Here is a 24,874-nt window from a genome sequence, read left to right as displayed (position 1 = left end):
TCAAGGTGTCGGATAAATCCGATGCCCTTTCCAGGGTGGTTAAGATGGGCCGGAAGAAGGCGGAGAGCCAAAACAGCAGCGAGGGTGCCGAAACGAAGGGCGCGCGACCGGCCAAAAAGCGCTCGATCGGCCGTCCATCCGGGCAGCGTGGTATCGGCAAGAAGCTGTTGATCGACAAGACTGTCGAACTCCTGCGCCATGTGCCGCCCGAAAAGCTGTCCCTGTCCATGGCGGCGCGCAATGCCGGGGTGCACCTCACCCTCTTCAAATATTATTTCACAGACCGAACCCGGCTACTGGTCGACGTCGCGCGAACCCTGGCCGTCTCTTTGGGCGACGGCCTCGCCCAGACCGAAGCGGGATCCCTGCCGGCCGTCGAGCGGATAAAAATCAGAATCGACACGATGGTCGACTTCTTTTTCGTCAATCCTTTCTATCACCGGCTCATGACCGAGATTATCGCCGACGAGACCGATCCGCTCGCGGCTGAGCTGATCGCTTTGTGGGTGGGGAAGACGCTCGATATCTATCGCGACATTATCGACAAGGGCGTGGCGGAAGGGTCGTTGCGGAAGGTCGATCCCTACTTCACATTTTTCGCGATCATGGGGCTGTGCGAGCAATATCAGCACGCATCCCGCTTCGTCGAGCAAGGCAATTTGGCAGCAGGCGGCGCCCCTCATTCCGACGTGGCGGCAGAATACAAGGCCTTCGTCTATCAGCTCATGCTGAGTGGAATTGCGCTCGAGCCCGCCCGCAGGGGCTGAGCCTCACGGCAGCATTACTTCATCGGTGTTCGACGACGTTCCACCAGTGGGAGCGAGCGATGCCGCTCGTCCTCAGCATGAACATCCGCACGACGGCCGAGGCGGTACATATTTATAGTATCCTATAAAAAACTTTTCTTCTCATTTTGCGCGTGATAGGGAGCCCAAAACCAGGAGAATTGTGATGTCTGTTACGACGGTCGATGAGCAAGTGAACGCCTCACGCCAGCGCCCTTTTGCCGGCCAGGAATATGGCCGGGTCCCTGACGGCACCTATCTCAAGAACTGGAATCCGATCATGCTGGCCTCGGAGCTGGTGCAGGGAAAGATCGTCGGGAAGGATTTTCTCGGTACGCGCATCATCGTTTACCGCAACGAGCAGGGTGAGCCTGTCGTGCAGAGCGCCTACTGCCCCCATGTCGGCGCCGACCTGTCTGGCGGGGAAATAGTCGATGGCAAGGTGCGCTGCCCCTATCATCACTGGAAGTTCGCTGCCGATGGCCGATGCGCTGAAATTCCAGGCGAGACGATTATTCCCGGCGCCGCGAGGATCTACAATTATCCCGCTGCCGAGCGCTGGGGCATGATCTGGGCATTCAACGGAGAAGAGCCGCTCTATCCCCTTCCCGAGATGCCGAACCTTAGGGAAGACGAGCTGGTCTACCGCGCGTTTCATAGAGGGCAGCGAGAGATCGAAGGGTGGATTGGCTCTTCGAATCTGGTGGACTTCCAGCATCTGTCCACCGTGCACGGCATCCCCGACCCAAACCCGGTGAGCGTGGTGTTCGAGGACTATCTCATTACCGTCCGACAGGAATCCGTGACGCGGATCGCCGATACGCAGCTGTGGGGCGCAACCTGGCTTACCGCGCATATGCAGTTTCCCAATGGCAGCGAGCGCTTGTTCATGGCCGGGAGTTCGCAGGTTGCGCCCGGCTGGTCCGACGCGTTCTTCGTCGTCGCCATGCGTCGGTCCGATGCGGAGAAGATGGGCGACCAGGCCGCGCAGGAAGAGTTGGATAACCGCATCGCCTATATGCACAAGCTATATGCCGAGGATGAGCCGATCCTCTTCAAGCTCCGTTTCCGGGGCTATGGCAAAAGCGCGCTCCTGAGGGCCGACAAATATTTCGGCCAGTTTCTCCAGTATCTCGAGAAATATCCCCGCTCCGCGCCCTTCGACGTCTGAGGACCGATCTGTAAAAAAGGGATGAGGAATGACTGAGGCTGGACGGGTTGCACTTGTGACCGGGGCAACCCGGGGCATCGGGTTCGAGATTGCCAGAGGCCTGGCAGAGCACGGCATGCGGGTGGTGATCGGCGCCCGCGATCCTGCGAGCGGGCAAAAGGCTGCCGAGGCCCTGTGCGATCAGGGCCTGGATGCCCATTATGTGATCATCGACGTGACCGATCGCGCATCGGTTCAGGCTGCGGCTGCGGTGCTAGCAGACCGCTTCAAGCGGCTCGACGTCCTGGTCAACAATGCCGGCATTTCCCTGGACAAGCACAGCCTGCCAAGCACCGCCGATCTCGACGAAATGCGCAGGGTGTACGAAACCAATGTCTTCGGCGTGGTGGCGGTCATCCAGGCGATGCTGCCGCTCCTCCGCCAATCGGACCGTGGCCGCATCGTCACCATGTCGACGGGCCTTGGCTCCCTTGCGCTGACCCGCGGGCCGGATGGGCCGATGGCGTTCAGTCGCCTCCTCGCCTACAACAGTTCAAAGACGGCCCTCAATGCCGTGACCGTGCAATTCGCGAACGAACTTGCCAGGACGCCGATCAAGATCAACGCGGCCAATCCGGGCCTCTGCGCCACAGAGCTTTCTGGCGGCAAAGGCCAATCGCCGGTGGCGGGGGCGAAAGTCGCCATCTCGCTTGCTCTCCTGGACGCAGACGGGCCAACCGGCGGTCTTTTTGGTGAGGGTGGTCCAGTGCCATGGTAATGGCGCGCTTCCCCTCTCCGCGAAGAGGCGAAGTGCTGCACCCGTTGACCCTCAATACGCCGGGTCGCATCGCGCATAAGAATGGCAGTGAGGCCTAAATCCGGAAGACGCGCCGCGCGGTTTCGCCAAGCACTGCCGCTCGCTCCGCCGCGTTGAGAAGGCGCGTCGCATCGATCCCATCCGCAACAATGCCGGCATAAGGCCTCGTGGTGTTTCCGTAGTCAGACCCCCACATAAGGCGCGACGCCCCGAACACGTCTACTGCGGCACGAAGGAAATTCGCCGTGTCGATGCCTGCGCCAGCAAGCGCGTCGACATTCAGACTGGTCCACTTGAAGGCGATCGTCTCGTGATCCTTCAGGGCCATGTGGTCAGGAAGCAGACCGTCCTGGCTGCCTGTGCCTCCAGTCCAACCCAAATGTTCGAGGATGACCTGACAATCCGGGTAGCGGTCGGCCAACTCGCGCACCGTCCGGAGGGCCGCCGACCGTGGGTCCATCCGCAGGTAGGTGATGCAGAGCGGGAGCTTTTCAGCCTGTGCCATCTGCCACAATTCCTGCGCGCCCGGAGACTTCAGCCAGGGCAAATCCCCGTCCCCATCGACAAAACCGGTCAGGCGAATAGCCGAAACGCGCTTCGTGGGCAGGAGCGCCTGAAGCACGCTGCGACTCTGCACCTGCGCAGGATTCAGGATGATCTCCGTGCGGATGCGGTCCCAATGGGCCTGCGCGACGTCGAGAAGATAGGTGTTATCGGTCTTGTAGGCGCCGCTGTACTGCACCCCGATGCCGGCCCTGATGCCCATCTTTTCCCAGAGGGGAAGCATCTTCTCGGGCGTGACAGGCGCATTGAGGACGCGTGCGCGCATCACCTCTTCCGGCTCACGGGCGTTGCGCATGTCGACCGGATAGTGCGCAAAGTCAGCGGAGAAAAAGTGGATATGGGCATCGATCATGCCCGCCGTTGCATCGGGCTGCGATGGCTGCAGCCGCGTTCGTGCCAGCGCCGGCCCTGCGACGAGGAGCGGCGGAACGGCTCCCAGCAGCGCCCTGCGCGAGAGGACGGCGGAGCGACCGGGGGCGCTCATCGCACACCCTTTGCGGTACGAGCCGACAACGCCGGCCCCGACACGATGACGTGGAAAAGGATCATGGCAATGGCCGTGAGCAGAAGCGGCGAAGCAACGATCATATAGATCCACAAGCCTGGGACCTGTGCCGCGAGCATCACGCCGCCAACGGCGGGACCGATCATGGAGGTTACCCGCCCGATCCCCCCGGCCCACCCGATACCCGTTGACCGCATGGAGGTGGGATAGCTTGAGGCAACAAGGGAATTCAGGCCCGCCTGGACGGCGATGACGAAGAAGCCATAAGCGAAGCCTAGGAACCAGCCCAGCGCATGAAAGCCACTCACGAAGTGGAAGCAGGTCATTGCGGCAAATCCCAGCAGCGACATGAGCGCCAGTGACGGAGCAAGACCAAGGCGCTGCATGAGCAGGGTCAGCAGAATCGGCCCAGCGATAGCGCCGAACGCAGACACCGACGACATCCGCGCGGCGGCCCCTGTCTCAACGCCTCCAAGAAGATGAAGGAAGCTCGGGAGCCAAGAGGTCAGTGTTGCCACCACGCACAGTGTGCTCCCCATGGCGACCCAGAGGAGCAACGTCATGGGTGCGCGACCGCTTCTGAACAGGCCGATCACCGGCGAGCCCTCATTACGTTCCTCATTGGACACGAAGATGGTGTCGGGCGCGAGTTGCAGGTCGGGAGCGATTTTTCCGAGGATCTGGGCGATGCGCGGATCCCGGGGATTGCGCGTCATCAGATACCGGCAGCTCTCCGGCAAACGGACATAAAGGTAGGGCACCAGCAGGAGAAGTGCGATGCCTCCGCCCCATAAGGCCGACTGCCACGAGTGAAAATGAACGAAACTTGGGCCGACAAGCCCGGCCACAGACGCGCCCAGGCCGTGCCCGATGTAAAGCCAGGTGAGCAACTTGCCGCGCCGGTTCTCCGGCATGAACTCGGTCGCCAGGGCGACAATATTCGGCATCGTTCCGCCCATGGCTGCGAAGGCGAGAAAGCGCACAAGGGTGAACATTTCGAGCGTCTGGACAGCGGTCGACAGGAGCGTCAGCAGCCCGAAGAAAGTGGCACCGACCAGGATGATATTCCGGCGGCCGATGCGATCGGCCAGGACAGGGATGGTGTAGAAGCCCAAGGCCATACCGGCTGCCTGCGCCGAGAACACATAGGCCATGGACGGAATGGGTATATCGAGGTCGCGGGCGATGACGGCCGCGAGGTTCGCAACGATATAGGCGTCATATCCTTCCAGGGCCATGAGGATGCCGCACAGGAGATAGATGGTCCAGCGGTAGCGACCCATCGTTGGGCGCTCGAGAATGCTATCAATCGACTGAACAGCCATGCAGATCCCCTCCGGCCCTCCACATATCGCAGAGCGCTCGCCAATCAGCTAACATCACAAATCGACACGGGCAATATATTCTATATAAATTTAATTATTTGGTCGTTTGCGCGACACTTCGCCCGCTGGCGTCGCGAGCTTGTGCTTCGCCAGGAAATTTTGAAGCAAATCTGCCACGGCGACATTATTGAGATCGGCAAAGGGGAGGTGCGTGTTGCCCTTGAGGCCCGCATTGGCAAGCTCGAGAATTTCCGCCTTGCCCCCATATTGATTGATGAGCTTTACGAACCGCCGGTTCAGCGGCAGCGCGAGTTGCGGACCGCGCGGTTGCGACAGATTGTCTCCCCAGACAAATTGCATGGGGATCTTTGCCAGTTTCTTGAATGTCTCGAGCGGCACGTAGACCGGGCCGTAGGGGCCTGGGGGCGAACCGTCATTCTCGCTCTCCGGTAGAACGAAGCCGACATTTTCATAGGCGACAATCGCCTTCACGCGGTCGCTCTCAATCGCCGTGAGGAGAGCCCGGAGGCCGCCCGCCGAATTCGTGATCATGACCACCGGACCGGTCCGCTCCAGTGCGGCGGCTGCGGCATGCGCCTGCAAGGCGACGTTCTCCATCGTGTCATATTCGGCATAACGGGCCCGGCTAGCCTGCTCCCACGCGCGGGCGTCCGCGGTCGGGAACTGCACGCCGGGGTGCCACTTCATATAGCTTGGGCCAAACCGCCAGGCCGTGAAGGTCTCCTGGTCAGATCCCAAGCGCGGGGCTGACTCCACCGTTTCACAGGGCAGATTCGCGCGGCCGACGCGGGGGCCATCCCAGAGATAGACCGGGAAATGCCGTCGCAGAAAGATGCTGTCGAAACCTTCCCCGCCGTCCCACCGGTTTTTCCAGGCGGCGACGCTGGAGCTATGCCAAAAGAAGAGGCCAGTAGAGCCCGCATTCGCCGGGATTTGGTACTCCACATAGCCGTGATCACAGACAGTGGACTTGACGGCTGGGTCCCCGACCCGTGTTCCTCCGGCTGCGAAGGAGCCTTGTCGCTCGATCATCAGCGGCGGCGGCCCCGCGTCCCTCGCGAGCGACGCGGATGGTCCCGTAATGACGAGTACCGTGACGAGGAGGCACCGCGCGACCTGACCGGGAAACATGTGATTGCGAGTCATCAACCTCTCCAAAGAATTGACACCTGGAAGGTGAGCTTCATGCTCCAGCACAGACGCCACTCTCTCAACCTTTATATTATAATACTCTATAAATAATGGCAAGCAAACCTGCTTGTGCGCTTTCAGCGCAGCAGCCGTGCCCCACCCATCGCTGAATACGCCGCCCTCCCGACTTTCCCCAATCAGGTCGGATCGCTCGCCGGTCCGAAGCGTTATGCTGCAAATGGCACGGGAGCGGGCACGATGGCGCATGAAGATGACCCCACGACGCAGGACGAGGACACCGTCCATTACGGCGGCCCCTCCGGCGGCTTTGGTTCGCTGAGCGGCGTCGCGCGCATCTTCGGCAAGGAGTGGGCAACGCCCATGGCGCTGGAGACATTGCGGCGCCAGAACAAGCCCGGCGGCTTCATGTGCGTCTCCTGCGCCTGGACCAAGCCGGAGCATCCCCACCCGGCCGAATTCTGCGAAAATGGCGCCAAGGCGACGCTGTGGGAGCTGACCACGCGCAGCTGCACACCGGACTTCTTCGCCAAGCACACGGTGACCGAATTACAGGCTTGGCAGGACTATGACCTTGAGCAGACCGGCCGGCTCACGCACCCTATGCGCTATGATCGGGCCAGCGATCGCTATGTGCCGGTCAGCTGGGACGAGGCCTTCGCGGGCATCGGCGCTGAACTCAAGGCGCTCGATCCCAAGTCCACCGTCTTCTACGCCTCAGGCCGCGCCAGCCTGGAAACCTCTTATCTCTATGCCCTGTTCGCGCGGCTCTATGGCCACAACAATCTGCCCGACAGCTCCAACATGTGCCACGAAACGACCTCGGTCGGCCTGAAGAAAGTGACGGGGTCGCCGGTCGGCACCTGTCAGCTGAAAGATTTCGACCATTGCGACGCGATCTTCTTCTTTGGCCAGAATACCGGCACCAACAGCCCGCGCTTTCTCCATACGCTCAAGTCTGCGGTGGAGCGCGGCTGCAAGATCGTGACCTTCAACCCCGTCCGCGAGAAGGGGTTGATCGAGTTCGTCGATCCGCAGAACCCCGTTCAGATGGTGACGCAGAAGCGGACCGAGATTTCCTGCCTCTATTATCAGGTGAAGCCGGGCGGAGACATCGCCGCGATCATGGGGATGATCAAGCATGTCATCGCGGAAGAAGACCGCCAATGGGCCGAGCAAAAGCAGCATTTGCTGGATACGGACTTCATCGCGCAGCACACGCATGGCTTCGAAGCCATGGTCGAGAAGGTGCGCGCGACCTCATGGGCTGAGATCGAACAGGAGTCCGGCCTCAGCCGCTCTCATCTCGAAACGGCCGGGCAAATCTATTGCGACGCCAAGAAAGTCATCGGCATTTATGGCATGGGCGTGACCCAGCATGTCCATGGTTCGCAGACCATCGGCATGCTGGTCAACCTGCTGCTGCTGCGCGGGCATATCGGCGTCGAAGGCGCAGGCATCTCGCCGGTTCGCGGCCATTCGAACGTCCAGGGCCAGCGGACCGTCGGCATTTCGGAGAAGCCCGAACTCGTGCCGCTGGACCGGCTGAAAGAGCTGTTCGACTTCGATCCGCCGACCGAGAAGGGCGTGAACACCGTCGAGGCCTGCGAGGGCATCATCGATGGCAGCATTCGCGCCTTCATCGGCCTGGGCGGCAATTTCGTCCGCGCCATCCCGGAGCGGGAGAAGATGGAGGCCGCGTGGACCAACATGCGGCTCACCGTCCAGATCGCCACCAAGCTCAATCGCAGCCATCTGATCAACGGCGAGGTCGCCTATCTCCTGCCCTGCCTCGGCCGCTCGGAGGAGGACATGCAGGCCGGCGGACCGCAGACCGTGACGATGGAGGATTCGCTCTCGATGATCCACGGCTCGGTCGGCAAGCGCAAGCCGGCGAGCGAGCATCTTCTCTCCGAGCTCGCCATCGTCGCCGGCATGGCCAAGGCGACGCTACCTGCCCGCCCGGCCGTCAAATGGGATGACTGGGTCGGCCATTACAGCCAGGTGCGCGACCTCATCGAGGCGACCTATCCGGACAAATTCGCCGACTTCAACCAGCGCCTGTTCACGCCGGGCGGCTTCTTCAAGGGCAATAAGGCCCGCGAGCGGATCTGGCAGACGGAGAGCGGCAAGGCCGAGTTCACGACGCCGACGAGCCTCACCGCCATGGGCGTGCCCGATAAGCCGGGCCGCTACCGGCTCATCACCATGCGCTCGAACGATCAGTTCAACACGACGATCTACGGCTTCTCGGATCGCCTGCGCGGGATCGAGGGCACGCGCGACGTGCTGCTGATGAGCCCGCGCGACATTGAGGCAGCCGGGCTTGCGGCCGGGCAGGTCGTGGGCCTCGCCAGCGATGCGGACGATGGCATTGATCGGCAGGTGGGTGGGCTCACCGTGACCCCCTTCGACCTGCCGGAGGGCTGCGTCGGCGCTTATTATCCGGAGATGAACCCGCTCATCCCGCTCTGGTATCATGACAAAGCCTCCAAGACGCCGGCCGCCAAGGGCGTGCCAGTGCGGATCGTGGCGCAGTCGGCCACCGGAGGGGGACAGGCGAGATGAAGCGCGGTGGCGAAGGCGCTAGGGTGGTTCGCCCGGGCGCCGCGCTGCTTGGCCTGCCGCTGCTGCTCGGCGGATGCGAGGCGCTGAAGCTCGGCGTGGTCAACCATGCCGGCCCTGTGGCGGCGGACCAGTGGCATCTTTTCCTCCAGCTTGCCCTCGTCCTCATCTTCGTAGCGGGGCCGGTTTTCATCCTCGTCCCCCTCTTCGCCTGGCACTATCGCCTCTCCAACCGGGATGACGCCTATCGGCCCAATTGGGGATTTTCCTGGCCGCTCGAGCTGCTCATCTGGATCCCGCCGACCGCCATCGTGATCGGGCTCGGCGTCCTCCTGTGGAATGCGACCCACCGGCTCGACCCATACCGCCCGCTCGCTTCCAGCCAGCCGCCCCTGGAGGTGCAGGTGGTGGCGCTCGACTGGAAATGGCTCTTCATCTACCCCAAGGAGGACATTGCGACTGTCAATCGTCTGACCATCCCTGTGGGCCGGCCGGTCCATCTCAGCCTGACCAGCGGGACGGTCATGCAGTCGCTACTGATCCCGCAGCTTGCCGGGCAAATCTATGCCATGGCCGGCATGCGCACGCAGTTGCACCTGGCCGCCAGTCGGGCCGGCGTCTTCCGCGGCCAGAACACGCAGTTTAATGGCAAGGGCTTTCAGAACCAGAAGTTCGACGTGCTGGCGCTGCCGCCGGCCGACTATCGCCGCTGGCTGGGGCAGGTGCGCGCCGTCCGCAGGCCGCTCGACGACAAGGCGCTGGCGGCGATCACCGCCCGCTCCATCGCCCCGCAACCCGCCTTGTTCTCATCCGTCCCGCCAGGCCTGTTCGAGCATATGATGATGGCGAGCACACAGGGGCAGGCCCATTGAGCGCGCCGCTTATGCCGGCGCTGCTGGGGCGGTTCCGCTGGGATGCGCTGCCCTTTGTGCGTGCCTGGGAAAACCCCAACGCCAATGAACTGATCGCCGCCGGAGCCGGTGCCATGGTGGTGGCCGGTGCGCTCTTCGTGGTCGTGCTGATCACCCGCCTCGGCCGCTGGCGCTGGCTGTGGACGGAATGGCTCACCAGCCTCGATCACAAGAAGATCGGGATCATGTACATCGTGATCGCCCTGGTCATGCTGGCGCGCGCGCTGATCGAGGCCAATTTGATGCGGCTGCAGCAGGCGGTGGCAATCGGCAATCCCGGCCTGGTTGCGCCCGAACATTTTGCCGAGCTGTTCAGCACCCATGGCTCGATCATGATCTTCTTCATGGCGATGCCCTTCCTCACCGGGCTGATCAACTATCTGGTGCCGCTGCAGATCGGCGCGCGCGATGTCGCCTATCCGCTGCTCAACGCCATCGGCCTCTGGCTCACTGCGGCCGGCGCGGGGCTGATGATGGCCTCGCTCGTGATCGGCCGCTTCTCCACCGGCGGCTGGAGCGGCTATCCGCCGTTCACGGAGATCGGCTTCAATCCCGGCGTCGGGCCGGATTACTGGATCTGGGCGATCACGTTGAGCTCGATTGCCTCTACCCTGGCCGGCATCAACATCGCGGTCACCATCTACAAGATGCGCTGCCCGGGGATGACATTGATGCGGATGCCGCTGTTCGCCTGGACCAGCTTGTGCACCGCCATATTGATGATCTTCGCAATGCCGCCGCTGACGGTCGCGACGGCGCTGCTGGCGCTCGACCGCTATCTCGACTTCCACTTCTTCACCAACGCCCTTGGCGGCAACCTGATGCACTATGCCAACCTGTTCTGGATGTTCGGCCATCCCGAGGTGTACATCGTCATCCTACCAGCCTTCGGCATCTATTCCGAAGTGGTCTCCACCTTCTCCTCGAAGGAGCTGTACGGCTACAACTCGCTGGTGATCGCCACGATGGCAATTGCGGTGCTCTCCTTCACCGTCTGGCTGCATCATTTCTTCACCATGGGGCAGAGCCCGAGCCTGAACGCCGTGTTCGGGATCGCGACGATGGCCATCGGCGTGCCGACCGGGGTCAAGATCTATAACTGGATCTGGACGATGTTCCGTGGCGAAGTGCGCTTCACCACGCCCATGTGCTATGCGCTCGCCTTCATGATGACCTTCGTGCTCGGAGGGCTCACCGGCATCATCCTCGCCTTCCCGCCGCTCGATTACATCGTGCACAACACGCTGTTCCTCGTGGCGCATTTCCACAATATGCTGATCCCGGGCACGCTCTACGGCCTGCTCGCCGCCTATACGTTCTGGTTCCCCAAGGCGTTCGGCTTTCGGCTCGATGAGCGTTGGGGCAAGATATCCTGCGCCTGCTGGGTGATCGGCTTCTATCTCGCCTTCATGCCGCTCTATGTTCTCGGCGCGGCAGGCATGGCGCGCCGCACCCCGGCGGTGATGGAGACCGCCTACCGACCCTGGCTCTATGCGGCGGAAGTCGGCGCGCTGGTGCTGTTCTGCGGCTTCGTGGCGCTCCTCATCCAGCTCTGGGTGAGCCTGCGCAACCGCGCCGCCACCCGCGTCTTCGCAGGCGATCCCTGGGATGGGCGGGCGCTCGAATGGTCGATCGCGGCGCCGCCGCCCGCGTATAATTTTGCCCGGCTGCCGCAGGTCGACCAGCGCCACTGGTTCTTCGACGCCAAGCGCAACGGTACGCCTTATGTCAGGCCAGCCCATTACGAAGACATCGAGATGCCGAAAAACAGCGCCGTCGCGCCAATCATCGGGATGGCAAGCGCGGCAGCCGGCTTTGCCCTTGTCTGGCATATGTGGTGGCTGGCAATCCTTGGCCTGCTTGCGGTCGTTGCGACGGTGATCGCGCGCAGCTTCGCCCGCGACACGCACCGGCTGATCCCGGCCAGCGCGGTCGACCGGACGGAGCGGGCCTGGCTCGACGCGGTGGCGCGGGCGCGGCCCATCCCCCGCGAGATGGAGACGGCCCCCGCGAATGCGGGCCTGGCCGAGGTGCACCCATGACAGCCGGTGAGACAAAACATCCCGGCCTCAATCTGGGCAGCACCGACGCGCAAGCCCATGAGGCGGCGGGCTCTGCCCTTTTCGGCTTCTGGGTGTTCCTGATGAGCGACGCGGTGATCTTCGCGCTGCTCTTCGCCACTTATGGCGTCATGCTCCCCGCAACCGCCGGCGGCCCAACTCCGGCAAGCGAATATAAGATCGGCCCGACCTTCCTTGAAACGCTGGTGCTGCTCACCAGCAGCCTCACCTACGGCCTGGCCTCGATCGCGATGAAGCATGGGGCGGCGCAGGCGCGCATCCAGACCTGGCTGGGGCTGACACTGGCCTTGGGGCTGCTCTTCCTCGGGCTGGAGCTGCACGATTTTGCAACCATGATCGCCCATGGCGCCACGCCCATGCGCAGCGGCTTGCTCTCGGCCTTTTTCGCACTGGTGCCGCTGCACGGCCTGCATGTGCTCGCCGGCAGCCTGTGGATCGTCGTGATGATGGCGCAGTTGCGGATCATCGGCCTTGATACGCGCGTGAAGATCAACCTCCTGAGGCTCGGCCTGTTCTGGCATTTCCTCGACATCATCTGGATCGCGATCTTCTCGACCGTCTATCTACCGGGGCTGATCCCATGAGCGAACGCCGAGACGACCCTCGCCGCGAGACACGCGGTTATGTGCTGGGCTATGCCGCCGCGCTCTTGCTGACCAGCGTCGCCTTTGCGCTCGTGCGCTGGCCGGTGCTTGCCAGCACCGCCACCTATGCGCTCGTGCTGGCCTTAGCGCTCATCCAGATTGTCGTGCAGTTTCGCTGCTTCCTCCATATCGGCCTCAAGCGCTCGACCCGAGACGATCTCCAGCTCATCCTCTTCTCCAGCCTGATCATCGCGCTCATGGTCGGCGGCACGCTGGTGATCCTGTTCAATCTGCGGATGCGGATGATGTGAGCGGGCGGTCGTCGCGGCGTCGACCTAACGACGGATGGGCGCCACCTTGGCCAGATCGTTCCGGATCGTGGTCGCGGCGACGCCGCCCTCCCCCATCGCGTGGCTGATCTGGTCGAGGCCGAGGACGACATCGCCCGCAGCATAAAGCCCAGGGATGTCTGTGCGCTGGTGGGCATCGACCATCAGACATCCCTCGGATGTGCGACTTGCGCCGAGCATCCCGGCAAGCTCCGATCGGATATCCGAACCCAGCGCCGGATACAGGGTGTCGAAGCGGCGCGTCTCACCTTCGACGCCGACTGCGATCTGGTCTTCCACCAAGCTGATGGACGTACATTGTCCGGCGATCCCGATGCCCGCCGCCTTCAACGCAGCGTATTGCGCCGGTTCCAGACTATGGCCCCCATCAGGCGCGACCAGCGTGATATCGGCGGAATAGCCGCGAAGGAACATGGCTTCATTATAGCCGCGCTCGCCCGTTCCGAGCACCGCGATCGCCTTGTCCGTGACTTCATAGCCATCGCAGATCGGACAATAGCGGAGCCGACCGGTCGCAAGCGCGCGATCATGGCATAGATCGTCCATCATGGTTGGGCGGCGATTGACCACGCCGGTGGCGAGCAGGACGGTCCGCGCAGCGAGGCTTCGGCTACCCGTCTGCGCGATGAACTGGCTGCCATCGTGAGCCAAGCTGTCGACGATCCCATCCTGCAGGCGCGCGCCGTAGAGGGTCGCCTGTCCGCGCATCCGCGCAAGCAGATCAACGCCGGAGATGCCCTCCGGAAACCCGGCATGATTGCGGGTGAGCGGGATCAAGGCGGCCCGGCTATGTCCGCCGTCTATGACGCAGACGGTCAGATGAAAGCGCGCGAGATAGATCGCGGCGGTCAGCCCCGCAGGGCCGCCGCCGACGATCAGGCAGTCCAGCCGTTCGGCCGAGGGGTCGACCGGCTCCTGGACGGCCATGCTTATTTGCCGGCCTGCGCCATCAGCTCGGCCTTGCGGGCCGCCAGCTCTGCGCCCAGGGCCTTGAGGTCGAGTTCGCTCTCGCGGCTTTCAGCAAACATCTCCTGCTCCTCTTCCTCGACATGATGCTCAACATATTCGCCGAGCACCGTCACCTTGGCGTCGAACAGGCGGTCACCCGCCTTCATGGCCTGGATCTCAGCGATGAGTTGCTTGGCGCTGGCATGTTCCACTTCGGCCTCGTCGAGCAGGTCATCATCGTCGATGGCCTCGCGCGCGGCGGGATAGAAAATCTCTTCTTCGATCTGCGCATGAACCGTCAGAGCGAGGCAGATCTTGTCAGCCAGCGCCTGCTTCTCGGCATCGTCTTCGAGATCAGCATATTGGTCGAAAAAGCCCTTCACCTCCTTGTGGTCGTCCTTGAGCAATTTGATCGCGTCGGCGGGCTTTGCCGCCGCCCGCTGGGTCTTGCGCGCCGTCTTCGAGGCGGGCTTCTTCGATGCGGGCTTCTTCGATGCGGGCTTGGCTTTGGGCTTTGCGGCAGTCTTGGTCGTGGCCATGTCGTATCTCCATCATGAGAGCGCAGGCGCGCGCCCCTTCGCAGAACAACCACCGAAGGACGCCGCAGACCCCGCCGCGCCGCCCATATTAACCTTTGGCAATACGATTGCCGTCGTTCATCGCTCCGGTTCCAGGCTGGCGATCAGCCCAGGAATGACCGGCAGAAGATCGCGCGCGAGAAATCCGACTTGAGCAATCTGGCTGGCAACGCCGGCGCCCGCCGCGCCATGGACGAAGACACCCCAGGCCGCCGCTCGCAAAGGATCCGCGCCGCGTGCGGCAAGGCCGCCGATCAGACCGGCCAACACATCGCCCGACCCGCCCGTGGCAAGACCGATGCTGCCGCCCTCGAACAGCAAGGGCTCATCTTCCTTTGGCGATGCAATGAGGGTTTTGGCGCTTTTAAGGACGACGACCGCATTGAAGGCGCGCGCCACATGCAGGGCTGCTGCGCGCGGGTCTTTGCGGATGACGTCAATGTCCTGCCCGGTCAGAAAGCTCATTTCCCGATGGTGTGGCGTCAGGATGACCCGCCCCTCATGCGCCGCCATCAGTTTCTCGAGCTTCCGGGCACAAGTGAGGGCAGCGGCATCGAGGATCATCGTCTGGCCCGGTTTTGGCGTGCCGAGAAGCGCGGCGACAAACTGCTCGGTGCGATCCCCCGCGGACATCCCCGGCCCGAGGATGAGCGTGTCACAGCGCGCGAGGCGTTCCTGCAGCAACGCAACCGCCTCGAGCGCGATCTCACCCTCCTCATCCGCAGGCAGGGCGATCATCGCGGCCTCGGGCACCAGGACGGCGAGCGCCATCGCAGCGGATCGCACGGTCGCCATCTGGAGCTTGCCGGCTCCCGCGCGCAGTGCCGCCTCGCCGGTGAGCCTGAGCGCGCCCGGCACAAACTCCGCACCGCCGACCAGGAGAACCCGGCCCCGCGCGTCCTTATCGCCCAGCGCCGCAATCGGCGGCAGCGGATGGGCTTCGAGCCAGGCGCGGTCGAGGGTCGGCATCATCCGCGCCGCCCCGTGATCGCGTCAGGTTCCCTGGTGACCGGGGTCGCGTGGTTCTGCATCGGCGCTGTCACATTGTAGCGGTGGAGCTTGAGCCCGCCATCCCGGCCCGCCGACGGATCGAACAGATAGTCGGTGATGGCGCAATTGGCCACGTCCCCTTCCCGGTCGATGGCCAAGATGCCTCGCTCATCGAGGCTCTCGATGATGTAGCGCATGCAGAGGACCACCACCTGATGCGTGAAGATCATCACCCGCTTTCCGGCATAATGAAGCGAGATGGTATCGAGGACCGACCGCAACCGCAGGATGACATCGCACCAGCTCTCGCCCCCGGGCGGGCGGTGATAGAATTTCCCCAGCAGGCGCCGAAATTCGGCCTGATCAGGGAAGATATTCGCGACGCCGGGCGTGGTGAGGCCATCGAGAATGCCGAACTCCTTCTCACGCAGGCGCTCGTCAAAGCAGATCGGCTCCTGCCGGTCGGTCCCGCCCGCCTCGCGGAAAAGCTCTGCGGTCTGAAAGGCACGGAGATAGGGAGAAGATAAGAGAATCTGTGGCCGATGCTCAGCCGGTTGCTCGCAGAACCACAGGCCCAGCGCGCGCGCCTGCGCCGTACCGAGGTCGCTCAGCGGCACGTCGGCATCCCGCGAGGTCAGCGCGATCCGGTCATGCGCTGCCTCGTGCGCAGCGTCGCGGGCGACATTCCCCGCGCTCTGCCCGTGGCGCACGATAATCAACTGTTCTGGCCAATGCATACTGCCTCCGCTGGTGATCGCGGAACGTTCCTGACGCTTAATTCGATCCCTATGAGCGTAGAGCGCGGACAGCGAGCACCCCGGCGGCATCCGCGATTCAAAGCGCTCCAGTTGTCCGCTTCCGAGCCCTTGCTGTCTAAGCCGAGTGCTCCACTCAACGCACCGGTCGGTTGTTGAAGCCGAACCAATAACGGCTCCGAAGGCCAGAAGATTGGGGTTTACAACACCGCTCGGTCGGCAGGAGGGGCCACGCCACCCGCCTCATTCTCGTTCAGCGGCTGCAATCGAGAATCATCTTTTTTGAGTCCCGCGCCTTAGACTGCTTTCTTGGAGTAGCTGGGAGAGTGGCATCGGGCGGCCGAACAGCCAGCCTTGCAGCCAGTGGCATCCTGCGGCCCGGGCGAGGGCCGCTTGATCTTCTGTCTCTACGCCTTCTGCCGTGATCCTAAGACCCAGCGCTTGGGCCAGCGCTACAATGGCTACCAACAAATCGCGACCTGACGCACAGCCCATGGCTTCTTTCACGAAGAGCTTATCTATTTTCAGCCGGTCAAATTTGAAGGATTGGAGGTAACCAATACTTGCGAAGCCAGTTCCAAAGTCGTCCAAAGCGAGCCGGATGCCCAAGGTCCGCAGATCGGCCATGATTGCCGCAGCGGCCTGTGGCCGACCCAGCAAATAGCTTTCAGTGATCTCGAGTTCGAGCCGGTCAGCTGGAAACCCTGTGTCGGCAAGGATTGCGCTGATCTGGTCAGCAAGATGTGCATCCCAAAACTGCGCGGGCGAGAGGTTGACCGAGAGGTCGATGCCGAGAGGCTTGATGTCGATGCAGGCCCTGCGGAGCACCTGCCCTCCCAAGGAACCGATTAGGCCAGTCATTTCGGCAAGCGGAATGAATACATCTGGGGGAATTGGACCTTCGGTGGGATGGGTCCATCGCGCTAGGGCTTCAAGCCCAACAATGGCGCCGGATTCCGCTAGAACAATCGGCTGATAGGCCAGTTCAATTCGATTTTCCGCGATTGCAATGCGCAAGTCCTGTTCAAGACGCTTCCGCACGAGATGTTCTTCGTCCAGTTCGAGGGTGAAGTCGCTCCAGCGGTTCTTCCCCCTGGCTTTGGCATTGTACATTGCAACGTCCGCACGGCGCATCAGTTCGTCGATATCGACGAGAGCATCTGAAGAAGACGTCACGACGCCAACGGATATTCCGATGAGAATATTGGCGCCGGCGACCGGAACCGTCGTCTGAAAGGAGGCGATGATGCGTTCGGCAAGCGAACATCCCGGGCCATCGACATCAAGCTGGCACAATATTGCAAACTCGTCGCCGCCCGTGCGAGCAATCAGCGAATGCGCCGGCGCGGCCGCTGCGAGCCGGGATGCCACCTCCCGCAGCAGGGCGTCCCCTGCGCCATGGCCATAAAGATCGTTCACGCCTTTGAAGCCATCTAGGTCCATGTAAAGCAGAACGAAATGATTACCGGTCGCAATCGCCTCGTTGAGCCGACCGAGGAGGACGCGGCGATTAGGAAGCTCCGTTAAAGGATCGTGGTTCGCCAAATGCTGAGTTCTGGCTTGGCTGGCTGTCAATGCTGCAATGGACTGCCCCCCCTGCCGCAGGATAAAAAGCGCAGCGATAACCGCGACGACCATGATGCCGGCAAACCCGGGGATGACCTCGCGACGAAATTGTGTGCCAGGGGTCTCGAACGCGACCTTAACGGATGCGATCTGGTTACCATCCATATCTCGCAGGACTAGCGCGGCGCTCGACGGGGCTGGCCGTGCCAGGTTTAGCGCTAGGGCGGGGAGATGGTGCTTGGCACGGATACTGGCGAGATGGCTCGCATCAAAACGCTCGGCTATGACGAGCAGGTGCCTCTCACCCGCAGGCGCCGACACTTTGTTGGTCAAGGGAACAACGGCAGCAACCGAGTAGACGAAAACCTGACGTTTCTCGCGGGCAAAGCCGCTGACGATTGGCGTGCCACGATCATCCATAGCACGCACTTTTGCCATCGCCGTCTGAATTGACGGACCCAGTATCTCGGCAAATTTAGATGAGGATCGGTTCCCGTTGCTGAAGGCGTAGCGGGTCCCCCCGTCAGGACCGATGACAAAGACATGGTCATAATTCTGGGTTTTACCGAGGTAAGCCGTGATGTTGTCGTCGATCCACGCCGCGCTGAAGTCGTACGAAATGTGGCGCACTGCGTCGTCCCATTTCGCGTAATCCTGAAGATCATGCTCCACCATGGAGACGCTTGTCGCGAGGGCAGCTTCCAGCGTCCGCGTCTCGCGTACTGCCTCAAGCCGATCCTGCGCGGAGGTCGTGACTAAAATGAGGCCTAGAATGCTTCCAAAGCACAACCCGAGAAGCAATAGCACAGGCCAGAGATAGCGAGCAGGCACGCGTTGAATGAGTGACATAGGCCTTTGCTGATGTGACTGTTTTCAGCACCTTTGGGCCGCAGGTCGTACGAAGACGTTAATAAAGATTCTCCATTCACCGCATTTCGGATGGAGGGATAGCTGACGGCTTTTTCGCTCAGAATGAGCCCGTGTCTCAGCAGAACCTCGCTGACAAATTTCCGTCGGAGAAAGCGTGCGGACGAACGAACACGCTCCCTTGAAGTCTCCCTCACGCGAGCTTGCAATCGGATGAAATGTTCTCTGAGGCCAAATGCCGTTTGCGTCTTACGACTACATTTCAGACGAGCTCTACCCTTTACCTTCTGCTGACTGCCGCTGATCGCATCACGACATCCGCCGGCTGTGACGGAAGCGGGAATAGCGATTAAGCAGATCGTTGATCAGTTGCTCGTCGGTATAGCCGGTCACGTCATGAGGCTGCCCGCCGTCGGACGAGTGCGCCACGGCGCGATAATGTAGGCGCTCTCGCTCCTGAATCTTTCGCGGTTCGGCCCAAACAAAACTCGCCACACGAAATCCGCGCGCACGGACGGTGTAATCGAAATCGCCTCGCTCGCCATGCGGGATGGTGAGCCCCACATGGTCGGCATCCTGCGTGAGGCGCACGGAAATACCGCTGTGTCGCATTTGTGCCGCCACGGCCGCGAGGGCCGGCTGCGCGGTGTCGGCGAGAAAAGTGAGGACTTCGTCTCGATCGTGAAACCGGGTGATGGTTGCGAGGCGCTGCTGCCATGTGAGGGCGTTTTCTGCGCCCGTGGCCGCGCCCGCGGCAGACAGGTCCATCGCTTCCTGGCTCTCGGTTTGAAGGGCTCGCAACAGGCCATAGCAAATGAACACCATGACCACAGCGAAGGGCAACGCGCTGGCGATCGCCGCGGTTTGAAGCGCCTGAAGCCCACCGGCGACCAGCAGAACCGCCGCGACACCGCCGGCGCAGACCGCCCAGAAGACGCGCTGCCAGACCGGAGGGTCTTTCGCGGCCCCGGACGTGATCATATCCATCACCAACGCGCCGGAATCCGCCGACGTTACGAAGAACGTGATGATGAGAAGCGTCGCGATGCCTGAAACAATGGTGGAAAGCGGGAGCTGCTCAAGCGTCTCGAACAAGGCGACCGGGAGGTTGTTAGCGACCGTATCGGCGATGTGGGCTGCGCCGCTCAGATCGAGCGCGATCGCCGTGTTGCCAAATACGGTCATCCAGAGGAAGGTGAACAATGCCGGGACGAGCAGAACGCCGCCAACAAACTGACGGATTGTGCGCCCGCGCGAGATGCGCGCGATGAACATGCCGACAAATGGCGACCATGCGATCCACCAGCCCCAGTAGAACAGCGTCCAGCTACCCAACCACGGATTAGGCTCGTAGGCGTACAGGCGGAAGGTGCGCTGCACGACCTCGCTGAGATAAGTCCCCACATTCTGGACGAAGGCCTGAAGCAGAAACACCGTCGACCCTGTCACGAGCACGAAGACCAGCAATAGGGCGGCCAGAATGATGTTCAGTTCCGACAGGCGCTTCACGCCTCGGTCCAGCCCCATGACAACCGACAGCGTCGCCAACCCCGTGATGGCGGCAATCAGGACCAGCTGGATGACCGTATTGCTCGGCAGACCGAACAGATAGCTAAAGCCGGCATTCACCTGCAGCACGCCCAGACCGAGCGAAGTCGCCACCCCGAACATGGTGCCCAGCACGGCGAAGATGTCGACCGCGTGGCCGATAGGACCATAGATCCGCTCCCCGATCAGCGGGTAGAGCGCCGAGCGGATGGTGAGCGGCAGACCGCGACGAAAGGCGAAATAGGCAAGCGCCAGGCCGACGACGATGTAGATCGCCCAAGCGTGGAGCCCCCAGTGAAAGAAGGTAAGGACCATCGCCTGCCGGGCGGATTCGATCGTGCGACCTTCGCCGACCGGCGGCAAGGCGTAATGCTGGATGGGCTCGGCGACGCCGAAGAAGATCAGCCCGATCCCCATCCCCGCGCTGAACAGCATCGCGAACCATGAAGGATAGCTGTAGTCTGGCTCGCTGTCGTCGGCCCCAAGTTTGACGTCGCCATAACGGCTGAACATCAAAAACAGGGCGAACACGAGAAAGCCGGCCACCGATGCAATGTAGAACCAGCCGAAGTCCGCCACGATGAGCGCCTGCGCAGCGGCGAATAGCCGACCGGCAACATCAGGAACGATTGCTCCAAACAACACAAAGGCGAGAATGAGGCCGGCCGAGACGAAGAACACGGTAGGATTGATCTCAATCCGGCGCTTTATGGTGCCTTCCGGCGTCTCATTAAACGATGGCTCGCTCACCTCTTCCCCCCATGCAGCGAGAACTCTCTTCACGAAAGGGAACGAGGCGAAGCGCGGTCGGTTGCATATGGCTCACAAGGGGCCGTGACCACGTCACCGGCGTAACCTTATAGCGCGGCATCTCTGCACCTGTCCGCTGACGGAAGAACTGACCCACGGAGATGCCGCCCCAATGTGGGTGGTCGTCCAATCGAAGCACCTGCGCGCCTGCGAACAGGGTTCAAAACAATCCCGAGACAAAGCGTAAAAATGGCGGAAAAGGCTGGAGCGGGTAGCGGGGATCGAACCCGCATCACAAGCTTGGAAGGCTAGTGCTCTACCATTGAGCTATACCCGCTCATCGACAGTCCGCCGATCATCGCCGGCATGGGCCGGAACGACCGCTCAGTGGCGATACGTTGGAGCCATTGCCACGACAGGCCCGGCAGCGTCAACAGCTTCGCATCGCGATCCTGTAGCGACAGAGCATTGATCGACCCTCGACTTTGCGCGCCACAGATTGCAAAGGATCGGCAATGAACAGCTTGCCCGATCCTGCCAGCCCTCTCTCGCCGGAGGGCGCCGCCCGCGCCTTCGCCGCCATTCTGGATGGCACGGTGGAGGACGAAGCAATCGCCGCCTTTCTGGTCACACTGGCCGAGCGCGGCGAGACGGCCACCGAGATTGCCGCCGCCGCGCAGGAGATGCGTGCGCGCCTCATTCCGGTGCAGGCGCCTGCGGGCGCCATCGACGTGTGCGGCACCGGTGGCGATGGCCATCACACGCTCAACATCTCGACCGCCGTCAGCCTTGTCGTCGCCGCCTGTGGCGCGCCGGTGGCCAAGCATGGCAATCGTGCTGCGTCCTCCAAGGCCGGCGCCGCCGACACGCTCGAGGCGCTGGGGCTCGACCTCGACCGCGCGGCAGACACCGCCGAGCGCACGCTGGCGGATCTCGGAATCTGCTTCCTCTTTGCGCAAAAGCATCATCCCTCGCTCGCGCGGATCGCGCCGATCCGCAAGGCGCTGGGCCGTCGGACCATCTTCAACCTGATGGGGCCGCTCGCCAATCCGGCCGGCGTGACCCGCCAACTCATCGGCATCGCGCGCCCGGCCTATGTGCCGATCTATGCGCAGGCGCTGGCCGAGCTGGGCACCGAACGCGCGATGGTCATCTCCGGCGATGAGGGGCTGGACGAACTCTCGCTCGCCGGCGGCAATGACGTGGCGGATGTGACAAGCGACGGCATCGTTGCAATGCGGCGGATCAGCGCTTCCGATGCCGGGCTGCCGTCACACCCTATCGACGCGATAAAGGGCGGCGACCCGGCCTATAATGCCGCGAAACTGCGGGCGCTGCTGCTGGGCGAGGCCGGCCCGTATCGCGATGCCGTGCTCTTCAATGCCGCTGCGGCGTTGATCGTCGCCGGCAAGGCCGAAACGCTGGCCGAAGGGGTCGAGGAAGCCACCGAAGCCCTCGACCGCGGCCTTGCCAACACCCTGCTCGACTGCTGGATCGCCTACGCATGAACAAGCTCGATGAAATCTGCGCCACCAAGCGGGACGAGGTCGCCGCCCGCAAGCAGGCGACCTCGCTCGCCGACCTGCAGGCGATGGCCGCTTCCCAAACCCCGCCGCGCGGCTTCCGGCGAGCGCTCGACGCCAAGGTGGCAGCGGGGGGCTATGGCCTCATCGCCGAGGTCAAGAAGGCCTCGCCATCCAAGGGGCTGATCCGCGCCGACTTCGATCCGCCGGCCCATGCCCGCGCCTATCAGGCGGGCGGCGCGGCCTGCCTTTCGGTGCTGACCGACGCGCCCTATTTTCAGGGCCATGAGGATTATCTCATCGCGGCCCGTGCCGCCGTCTCGCTGCCGGTGATCCGCAAGGACTTCATGGTCGATCCCTGGCAGGTGCTGGAGAGCCGGGCGATCGGCGCCGATGCCGTGCTGATCATCGTCTCGGCCCTCTCCGATGCGCAGATGAAGGAGATCGAGGATGCCGCGCTCGGCCTCGGCATGGATGCGCTGGTGGAGGTGCATGATGCCGCCGAGCTGGAGCGGGCGCTGACCCTGCGCTCGCGTCTCATCGGCGTGAACAACCGCAACCTCAAGGATTTCTCGGTCGATTTCGCGCGCACCTATGAGCTGGTCGGCAGCGCGCCGGAGGGCTGCACCTTCGTCGCGGAGTCCGGTCTTGGCTCGAAGGCGGACCTTGATGCCATGGCGGAGCATGGCGTGCGCTGCTTCCTGGTCGGCGAATCGCTCATGCGGCAGGATGATGTCGAAGCCGCAACGCGCGCGCTGATCGGCGCATGAGCGGCCTCAGCCATACCGACAAGGCCGGCGCCGCGCGCATGGTGGATGTAACGGCCAAGGCCGACACCAGCCGCACCGCCAGCGCGACCGGTAGGATCGACATGAACGCGGCCGCTCGCGCCGCGATTGCGGACGGCACTGCCGCCAAGGGCGATGTGTTCGCCGCCGCGCGCATCGCCGGCATCATGGCCGCCAAGCGCACCAGCGACATCATTCCGCTCTGTCATCCCCTGCCGCTCACCGGCCTGACGCTGGACCTTGCGCTGGATGCGGGCGGCGCCACCGCCACCGCAAGCGTGCGTACAAGCGGAAAAACCGGCGTGGAAATGGAAGCGCTGACCGCCGTCTCCGCCGCCCTGCTGACACTCTACGACATGCTCAAGGCCGTGGATAAGCACATGGTCATTCGCGACATTCACGTCACGGCCAAGGCGGGCGGCAAGTCCGGCGACTGGACCGCCTGAGATCATGGCGGCGGCGCGGCCATGATCTCTGTCGATGACGCACAGCAGCGACTGCTCGCCCTCGCTACGCCGCTGGCGCCCGAAGCGGTTCCATTGGCTGAGGCGAACGGCCGATGGCTGGCCGCGCCGCTGACCGCAGCGCGTGACCAGCCGTGGACGGCCCTCTCCGCCATGGACGGCTATGCGATCCGTCACGCCGATCTGCCCGGGCCCTGGCGCCTGGTGGGCGAGAGTGCGGCAGGCAGCGTCCCTGCGGCTGCACACATCGGCGCGGGCGAAGCAATGCGGATCTTCACCGGCGCGCCGCTGCCGCCCGGTGCGGATACGGTGGTGGTGCAGGAAGATATCGCCGCCGATGGCCCGTCCATCCGCCTGACCGGCGACGGACCGGGTGGTCAGGGACGGCATGTCCGCCCGCGTGCCAGCGATTTTGCGCACGGCGATACGTTGCTGCCGGCCGGCCTGCGGATCGGCCCGGCGCAAATCGGCCTGGCGGCGCTCGCGGGCCACGAAACGCTGACGGTGCATCGCCAGCCTAGGGTCGCGATCCTCTCCACCGGCGACGAGCTCGTCCCGCCCGGCGCGCCCTGCCCGCCCGGCAAGCTCCCGGCCTCCAACGGCGCTATGTTGCGCGCCATGGTTTGCGGTGCGGGTGGCGTGGTGACCAGCGAGCGGATCGTGCGGGACGATCTGGACGCACTCACCGCCGCGCTGCGCGATGCGGCTACCGCCGATGTCATCGTCACCTCCGGCGGAGCGTCCGTGGGCGATCACGATCTGGTGCGCCCGGCGCTGGAGGCGGCAGGCGGCAGCATCGATTTCTGGCGGATCGCCATGCAGCCCGGCAAGCCGCTGATCGTGGCACGCATGGGGCGGCAGATCATGCTCGGCCTGCCCGGCAACCCGGTCTCGGCGATGGTCACCGGAGCGCTGTTCCTGCTGCCGCTCATTCGCCGGCTCGCTGGCGGAACGGATGTGCTGCCCAAGAGCCGCAAGGTGCGGCTCGGCGCAGACCTCCCCCCGGGCGGCAAGCGCAGGCTGTTCATGCGCGCGGTGGTCGACGGCGCGGGCATGGCCACGCCGCTGGCTTTCCAGGATAGCGGCGCGATGCATGCCGCCGCCCAGGCCAATGCGCTGATCGTCCGGCCGGAAGGCGCGCCGGCCGCGCGCGCTGGAGAAGAAACAGAGCTGCTCGACTGGGCCGCGCTCGGCCTCGGCGCGGACTGAGCCTTTCCAGCACTCAATACGTATTCTGGGCAATTGCTGCCCTCCCCTCGCGCCCTACAGTCTGCGTCTCAAATGGGGGTC

The 24,874-nt window shown here is 63.2% G+C and carries 21 protein-coding genes and 1 tRNA gene; 12 read left to right on the top strand and 10 right to left on the bottom strand.

Translation table 11 applies throughout. The annotated features are described in order from the left end of the window. Positions 1 to 44: 44 nt before the first annotated feature. The 3 genes from M2331_RS02235 (at position 45) to M2331_RS02225 (ending at position 2,713) form a co-directional block, all read left to right on the top strand. Positions 45 to 767: a TetR/AcrR family transcriptional regulator gene (locus M2331_RS02235; RefSeq protein ID WP_181558780.1), complete on the top strand. Its 723-nt coding sequence runs from the start codon at positions 45 to 47 to the stop codon at positions 765 to 767. Positions 768 to 951: 184 nt separating this feature from the next. Continuing rightward, on the top strand, positions 952 to 1,956 hold the full coding sequence (locus tag M2331_RS02230) for a Rieske 2Fe-2S domain-containing protein (protein WP_181558779.1): 1,005 nt from the start codon (positions 952 to 954) through the stop codon (positions 1,954 to 1,956). 28 nt (positions 1,957 to 1,984) lie between these two features. After that, the gene (locus tag M2331_RS02225) at positions 1,985 to 2,713 is read left to right on the top strand and encodes an SDR family oxidoreductase (protein WP_181558778.1); all 729 of its coding nucleotides are present in this window, start codon (positions 1,985 to 1,987) and stop codon (positions 2,711 to 2,713) included. Between the two features lie 94 nt (positions 2,714 to 2,807). On the opposite strand, the gene M2331_RS02220 is transcribed toward M2331_RS02225, so the two are convergent. The 3 genes from M2331_RS02220 to M2331_RS02210 form a co-directional block, all read right to left on the bottom strand. Further along, positions 2,808 to 3,668 carry an amidohydrolase family protein gene (locus tag M2331_RS02220; protein WP_220128499.1) on the bottom strand — a complete coding sequence of 287 codons (861 nt, stop codon included), beginning with the start codon at positions 3,666 to 3,668 and terminating at the stop codon, positions 2,808 to 2,810. A 128-nt stretch (positions 3,669 to 3,796) separates the two neighbouring features. Further along, the gene (locus M2331_RS02215; protein ID WP_181558776.1) at positions 3,797 to 5,146 is read right to left on the bottom strand and encodes an MFS transporter; all 1,350 of its coding nucleotides are present in this window, start codon (positions 5,144 to 5,146) and stop codon (positions 3,797 to 3,799) included. A gap of 90 nt (positions 5,147 to 5,236) precedes the next feature. Continuing rightward, entirely contained in the window at positions 5,237 to 6,313 is a 1,077-nt protein-coding gene (locus M2331_RS02210) for an alpha/beta hydrolase (RefSeq protein WP_181558775.1), read from the bottom strand. A gap of 243 nt (positions 6,314 to 6,556) precedes the next feature. Here M2331_RS02210 and M2331_RS02205 point away from each other — a divergent pair, with 243 nt between their 5' ends. Genes M2331_RS02205 through M2331_RS02185 form a run of 5 tightly spaced genes read left to right on the top strand, consistent with a single transcriptional unit; the run spans position 6,557 to position 12,768 of the window. Continuing rightward, positions 6,557 to 8,884: an FdhF/YdeP family oxidoreductase gene (locus M2331_RS02205; protein WP_181558774.1), complete on the top strand. Its 2,328-nt coding sequence runs from the start codon at positions 6,557 to 6,559 to the stop codon at positions 8,882 to 8,884. A gap of 23 nt (positions 8,885 to 8,907) precedes the next feature. Then, entirely contained in the window at positions 8,908 to 9,753 is an 846-nt protein-coding gene (locus tag M2331_RS02200) for a cytochrome ubiquinol oxidase subunit II (RefSeq protein WP_264592254.1), read from the top strand. An 11-nt stretch (positions 9,754 to 9,764) separates the two neighbouring features. Further along, on the top strand, positions 9,765 to 11,834 hold the full coding sequence (locus M2331_RS02195; protein WP_181561310.1) for a cbb3-type cytochrome c oxidase subunit I: 2,070 nt from the start codon (positions 9,765 to 9,767) through the stop codon (positions 11,832 to 11,834). After that, positions 11,831 to 12,457, top strand: coding sequence for a cytochrome c oxidase subunit 3 (locus M2331_RS02190; RefSeq protein WP_181558772.1), 627 nt, complete (start codon positions 11,831 to 11,833; stop codon positions 12,455 to 12,457). Before M2331_RS02195 ends, M2331_RS02190 begins: the two co-directional genes overlap by 4 nt. After that, on the top strand, positions 12,454 to 12,768 hold the full coding sequence (locus tag M2331_RS02185) for a cytochrome o ubiquinol/quinol oxidase subunit IV (protein WP_181558771.1): 315 nt from the start codon (positions 12,454 to 12,456) through the stop codon (positions 12,766 to 12,768). The genes M2331_RS02190 and M2331_RS02185 overlap by 4 nt, the downstream gene beginning before the upstream one ends. Before the next feature lie 24 nt (positions 12,769 to 12,792). Here the strand turns inward: M2331_RS02185 and M2331_RS02180 are convergent, their stop codons facing one another. From M2331_RS02180 to M2331_RS02150, 7 genes are all read right to left on the bottom strand, one after another. Further along, positions 12,793 to 13,734 (bottom strand): NAD(P)/FAD-dependent oxidoreductase, encoded by a 942-nt coding sequence (locus tag M2331_RS02180; protein WP_181558770.1) that lies wholly within the window; start codon positions 13,732 to 13,734, stop codon positions 12,793 to 12,795. A 2-nt stretch (positions 13,735 to 13,736) separates the two neighbouring features. Further along, positions 13,737 to 14,294: a hemerythrin domain-containing protein gene (locus tag M2331_RS02175; protein ID WP_181558769.1), complete on the bottom strand. Its 558-nt coding sequence runs from the start codon at positions 14,292 to 14,294 to the stop codon at positions 13,737 to 13,739. A gap of 117 nt (positions 14,295 to 14,411) precedes the next feature. Next, on the bottom strand, positions 14,412 to 15,305 hold the full coding sequence (locus M2331_RS02170) for an NAD(P)H-hydrate dehydratase (RefSeq protein WP_264592253.1): 894 nt from the start codon (positions 15,303 to 15,305) through the stop codon (positions 14,412 to 14,414). After that, complete coding sequence (locus tag M2331_RS02165; RefSeq protein WP_181558768.1) at positions 15,302 to 16,060, bottom strand: histidine phosphatase family protein; 759 nt, start codon at positions 16,058 to 16,060, stop codon at positions 15,302 to 15,304. The genes M2331_RS02170 and M2331_RS02165 overlap by 4 nt, the downstream gene beginning before the upstream one ends. Positions 16,061 to 16,351: 291 nt before the next feature. Beyond that, entirely contained in the window at positions 16,352 to 18,493 is a 2,142-nt protein-coding gene (locus M2331_RS02160; RefSeq protein ID WP_181558767.1) for a bifunctional diguanylate cyclase/phosphodiesterase, read from the bottom strand. Between the two features lie 327 nt (positions 18,494 to 18,820). Beyond that, the gene (locus tag M2331_RS02155) at positions 18,821 to 20,809 is read right to left on the bottom strand and encodes a BCCT family transporter (protein WP_264592252.1); all 1,989 of its coding nucleotides are present in this window, start codon (positions 20,807 to 20,809) and stop codon (positions 18,821 to 18,823) included. A gap of 263 nt (positions 20,810 to 21,072) precedes the next feature. Next, positions 21,073 to 21,146: transfer RNA gene (locus M2331_RS02150), tRNA-Gly, on the bottom strand. 178 nt (positions 21,147 to 21,324) lie between these two features. On the opposite strand from M2331_RS02150, the gene trpD reads away from it, so the two are divergent. From trpD to glp, 4 genes are read left to right on the top strand one after another with little or no spacing between them, the layout of a single operon-like run. Beyond that, entirely contained in the window at positions 21,325 to 22,317 is a 993-nt protein-coding gene (trpD, locus tag M2331_RS02145; protein WP_181558766.1) for an anthranilate phosphoribosyltransferase, read from the top strand. Beyond that, on the top strand, positions 22,314 to 23,102 hold the full coding sequence (gene trpC / locus M2331_RS02140; protein WP_181558765.1) for an indole-3-glycerol phosphate synthase TrpC: 789 nt from the start codon (positions 22,314 to 22,316) through the stop codon (positions 23,100 to 23,102). Before trpD ends, trpC begins: the two co-directional genes overlap by 4 nt. Further along, positions 23,099 to 23,566: a cyclic pyranopterin monophosphate synthase MoaC gene (gene moaC / locus M2331_RS02135; protein WP_181558764.1), complete on the top strand. Its 468-nt coding sequence runs from the start codon at positions 23,099 to 23,101 to the stop codon at positions 23,564 to 23,566. The genes trpC and moaC overlap by 4 nt, the downstream gene beginning before the upstream one ends. A 21-nt stretch (positions 23,567 to 23,587) precedes the next feature. Then, entirely contained in the window at positions 23,588 to 24,793 is a 1,206-nt protein-coding gene (glp, locus tag M2331_RS02130; RefSeq protein WP_181558763.1) for a gephyrin-like molybdotransferase Glp, read from the top strand. The last annotated feature ends 81 nt before the right edge of the window (positions 24,794 to 24,874 follow it).

Origin of the sequence: Sphingobium sp. B10D7B (genome assembly GCF_025961955.1) — a bacterium.
Classification (GTDB): Bacteria; Pseudomonadota; Alphaproteobacteria; order Sphingomonadales; family Sphingomonadaceae; genus Sphingobium.
Note: the sequence above shows the minus strand (reverse complement) of the source record. Positions and strands in the feature narration are given on the sequence as shown.